At 47.1% G+C, this 3,926-nt stretch carries 4 protein-coding genes and 2 pseudogenes; 5 read left to right on the top strand and 1 reads right to left on the bottom strand.

Annotated elements, in window-relative coordinates; translation table 11 throughout:
- The first annotated feature begins 556 nt into the window (after positions 1–556).
- Complete coding sequence (locus AADEFJLK_RS22630) at positions 557–1,159, top strand: peroxiredoxin (RefSeq protein ID WP_103975896.1); 603 nt, start codon at positions 557–559, stop codon at positions 1,157–1,159.
- A gap of 70 nt (positions 1,160–1,229) precedes the next feature.
- Here the strand turns inward: AADEFJLK_RS22630 and AADEFJLK_RS22625 are convergent, their stop codons facing one another.
- Entirely contained in the window at positions 1,230–1,949 is a 720-nt protein-coding gene (locus AADEFJLK_RS22625) for a helix-turn-helix domain-containing protein (protein WP_170065231.1), read from the bottom strand.
- Between the two features lie 192 nt (positions 1,950–2,141).
- Between AADEFJLK_RS22625 and AADEFJLK_RS22620 the strand changes: the two are divergent.
- The 4 genes and pseudogenes from AADEFJLK_RS22620 to AADEFJLK_RS22605 form a co-directional block, all read left to right on the top strand.
- Positions 2,142–2,331 (top strand): annotated as a pseudogene (locus AADEFJLK_RS22620) (IS6-like element ISPmar1 family transposase); the annotation flags it as partial.
- 70 nt (positions 2,332–2,401) lie between these two features.
- Complete coding sequence (tnpA, locus tag AADEFJLK_RS22615) at positions 2,402–2,695, top strand: IS66 family insertion sequence element accessory protein TnpA (protein WP_103975894.1); 294 nt, start codon at positions 2,402–2,404, stop codon at positions 2,693–2,695.
- Complete coding sequence (gene tnpB, locus AADEFJLK_RS26175) at positions 2,683–3,375, top strand: IS66 family insertion sequence element accessory protein TnpB (RefSeq protein ID WP_103975893.1); 693 nt, start codon at positions 2,683–2,685, stop codon at positions 3,373–3,375. The genes tnpA and tnpB overlap by 13 nt, the downstream gene beginning before the upstream one ends.
- Positions 3,376–3,490: 115 nt before the next feature.
- Positions 3,491–3,761 (top strand): annotated as a pseudogene (locus AADEFJLK_RS22605) (DDE-type integrase/transposase/recombinase); the annotation flags it as partial.
- Between the last annotated feature and the right edge of the window lie 165 nt (positions 3,762–3,926).

Below are 3,926 nucleotides of genomic sequence, written 5' to 3'. Positions count from 1 at the left end.
TTGATGTTATTCATTGATATGAATCCTAAAATAGTGATCGGCACTCTAAAGTGCCGATCGTTAGTATTATTTAGAAATACAGAAAAGCAACCATTTTGGTTTTAACAGTATTGATAGTCATATTAGACTCCTGGGTATTTGTTACGTTTAAGTGTAAAGCTATCCTTTAATTAGAATAACCTGTGGAAACCTATCCACGGCTTTAATATAACAACATATTAAATCGTTATATATCAGCCACCCGATGTATTGACAAGCACCGCATTACATGCTATTTGACATTATAAAGCCGGCTCAGCAGGGTAATCAACGCTAGTTAACCTTGTTCGGATCATTCAATTAGCCAATTGGCCGTGCCTCGGCTTTGCGGATTTTGGGTTTGAGGTTTGCTTGAAGTTAATTGCATGATTAGGCATTATCTTATTGTCTAGCCATAATGACGGGGGGTTATTTGTTTACGTAAGTCTATTTTGTGTAGTGGCTGACATCTTTTTCAATCCCGCCGCACTCCAGACTTATCTGTTTATTTTTAGACAATTAGTTCACTTTAATTCTTATGGGAAATCAGAAATTCAGCTCTTCAGTTATTCTCAGCCGTACCCCACCCACTCCTTTGGATTTACCAATTCCGTTGAGTGATGATGGATGTCTGCATCTGGAAAACAGGTTGATGCCGGATATATATTTGCCTTCGACTGTTAATCAAAGCATCAATTTGTCCAAATTATCTGGTTGGAATGTTGTTTTCTGTTACCCAATGACCGGTCGCCCTGGGTATGCTATTCCTGAAGGATGGTTAAAAATTCCTGGGGCCGCCGGGTGTACTTCGCAAGTCTGTTCTTATCGTGAAAATTTTGCTGTATTTAAGAGTAACGGTGTGGGCGTTTACGGGGTAAGCTGTCAAACACTTGAGACGCAACATGAAGCCGCTATACGCTTAGCGTTAACTTATCCACTTTTAAGCGATTCTATGTATTTGTTTTCGATGGCTATGAAGTTGCCTATGCTTGAAGTTGCGGGTTTAAAGCTAATCAAGAGACTGACGCTTATAATTAAAGACGGCGTGGTCAGGAAATACTTTTATCCCGTATTTCCGCCAGATAAAAATGTGGATGAGGTGATCGCTTGGCTTTCTAACACCCATGGTAATATATTATAATGATAGGCTGAAAATTATGTTATTTTAGGCATACCATTGAATAATGTGGAGCCTTACAACTAAGGCATTATCATCCAAACACTTTTTTTGCTGCACGCAACCTACTGTACTCGCCTGTTTTTTCGTAGGTTCTTTGCAGGTGTGTTTTAATTGTGTGCTGTGAACACTGGAGTATTATAGAGATTACTGAATTGGATTTTCCTTCCCATACCCATTGTAATACCTCCATTTCTCTTGGTGTTAAATTGTAATTTTTTATTGGCACTGGGATTATGTTTTGCGGTATTGCTTTAGCGGATGCTCTGGTGGCTTCTTTTACTTCAATCTGAATCACCTTACATAATGATCTAAGTATAGGCGTTATATCATACTCAATAAGTGAATAAGACGGTAGCCTACTTTTACATAGAAAAGTGCATAGCGCTATATTTTTATCAAGCCATCTCGCATCTAATAGTGTATAGGTATCGTTCCATGGCATGTCCAGGTTAACTTCTATTAAAGATTTCATAATTATAACCGGCCTGGCATCAAAAAATATATTTTTAGCTATTTTTTGTAAATAAGCCACTTCCCGATCATCTAGTCCACAGCGTATTTCGAGTTCTAGCTTTGGTTTGTGCTGTGTACTGTCATATAACAGTAATAGGAATGCGCCGCATTCGAGTTTTTCGTAAACTTCTTTATGTATCCAGTCTGCATTCGCTTTATTTTCTTGTTCTGTTTTAGATCGAGTCTCGCATTCTGGCGGCTCATACAATTCCGGCTTAAATTTGCTTGATTTATTCATAATCCTGAAGTTTTCCATGATTTTAGAGTAAGTGGGAGCCTGGGTAAGTAGACCTGCCAAGTCGCCTCAGCAGACCCCTCCTCAGAACCGGACTTGCAAAACTATTGCATCCGGCTTCCGATAGAGGGGTTTGGGTTCTGTCGCAAATTTTCTAATTTTGGGGGATAATCCGCTAATTTTTGTTGCCAGACTATGAAGATCAGCTTTAAAGGTGCCCACTATCCGAAAGACGTTATCCTGCACACGGTTTTCTTCTATGTCCGGTATGGCGTTTCCTACCGCGACCTGGAAGAAATTTTGGCGGAGCGCGGTGTCGCCGTGGATCATGCGACCGACCCTGAACCGCTGGGTTGTCCGCTATTCGCCACTGATCGCTTGTAAACGTCTAACCCAGCCACCTAGGCAAACCTGATACGAACTGTCATCCTTGCCCTTTTGTATGGGGAATAACGATGGCATTATCAAAGAAGTGGATTGGGCATATTGAAGCATGGCAGGCCAGCGGCCTGCCGCAAGCGGATTATTGCCGGCAACAGCAGTTAAACGCCAAAACCTTTGCGGCACGATTGCGCGAATACCGTCGGGTGCAACCGGCATTGCCGCCGCCTCCGGCCTTCATTCCGGTACAAGTCCAAGTGCCGGCATCCGAACCTTTTGTGCTGCGGCACACGGGCGGCCACCGTCTTGAGTTGCCGCCGGGCGTATCGGCGGCTTGGCTGGCGGAGCTGTGGCGATGCCTGGGCTGATCCCATGCCCGCCACAGATTTGGTTGGCGGTGTCGCCCGTAGATATGCGCAAGGGCGCCGACGGCCTGTCGGCCATCGTCCAGCAGGCGTTGGGGCATACGCCGTGCGCGGGCTCCGCGTTCGTGTTCCGCAACCGGGCGGGCAACCGCCTAAAGCTGTTGCTGTGGGACGGCAACGGCGTTTGGTTGTGCCAGCGCCGTTTGCACCGGGGCGGTTTCGTCTGGCCGGCGGCGGCCGACACGGTTTTCCAGGTCACCGGGGCGCAATGGCACTGGCTGGTGGCCGGGGTCGATTGGCAACGTTTGTCGGCTGTTCCAAAAAGCCAGCCCCAACTGCACGCCTTCCATGACTGGCTCCTGAAAACCCGTACCGTCACAGCCCCCGGCGGCGCTTCCTCCAAAGCCTTGGATTACACCTTAAAACGGTGGCCCGCCCTAGTCCGTTATGCGGAAACCGGACATCTGCCGATTGACAACAACCCCGTGGAAAACTGCATCCGACCCATTGCGTTGGGCAAGAAAAATTGGCTGTTTGCCGGCTCCGAACGTGCCGGGCAACGTGCCGCCGCGATCCAAACCTTACTGGGCACGGCCAAGCTTAATGACCTAAACCCGGCGGCATGGCTGAAAGAAACATTAGAAAAACTGCCCGTGTGGCCGAATAGCCGAATAGCCGAATAGCCGCATTGATGAATTGTTGCCTTTGACATCCGAACAAATAACAGCGATTAAACAAACTTTACCTGAAAAGGCAACGTGGTAGCGACACGCGCTTACGATCGCTTTGGCGGCAAAAAGCCGCAAACGGACGGTTGCCGGCTCTTGGCGTATGGACGAGACGTACATCAAAATCAAAGGGGAATGGGCCTACTTGTACCGCGCGGTGGACAAATTTGGCGACACTGTCGACTTTATGCTCTCCGAACGCCGCGACGAAGTGGCCGCCACCGCCTTCTTCAGGCAGGCCATTGATGGCAATGGCCTGCCCGAAAAAGTGGTCATGGACAAAAGCGGCGCCAACCTGGCCGGATTGGAAAACATCAACGTATTGCTGGTGCTGGCAGGCCTGCTTTGCCTGATGGTCGACATTTGCCAAGTCAAATACTATGATACTCCCCATATTTTAGACCAGCAGTTAAGATAGAAAGCCTTACCCAAAAAGGCAAACTAAACTATGGCAAATGTACGCAAGAACCACACAACGGAATTTAAAGCCAAAGTGGCCGTTGAGG

It is taken from the genome of Methylovulum psychrotolerans (genome assembly GCF_002923755.1).
GTDB classification, from domain to species: domain Bacteria; phylum Pseudomonadota; class Gammaproteobacteria; order Methylococcales; family Methylomonadaceae; genus Methylovulum; species Methylovulum psychrotolerans.
This window is presented reverse-complemented; position numbering and strand designations above follow the sequence as displayed.

Coding starts and splice junctions, on each gene's coding strand:
- tnpB (WP_103975893.1), top strand. CDS start 2,683: ATGCCTGGGCTGATCCCATGCCCGCCACAGATTTGGTTGGCGGTGTCG.
- tnpA (WP_103975894.1), top strand. CDS start 2,402: ATGGCATTATCAAAGAAGTGGATTGGGCATATTGAAGCATGGCAGGCC.
- AADEFJLK_RS22625 (WP_170065231.1), bottom strand. CDS start 1,949: ATGAATAAATCAAGCAAATTTAAGCCGGAATTGTATGAGCCGCCAGAA.
- AADEFJLK_RS22630 (WP_103975896.1), top strand. CDS start 557: ATGGGAAATCAGAAATTCAGCTCTTCAGTTATTCTCAGCCGTACCCCA.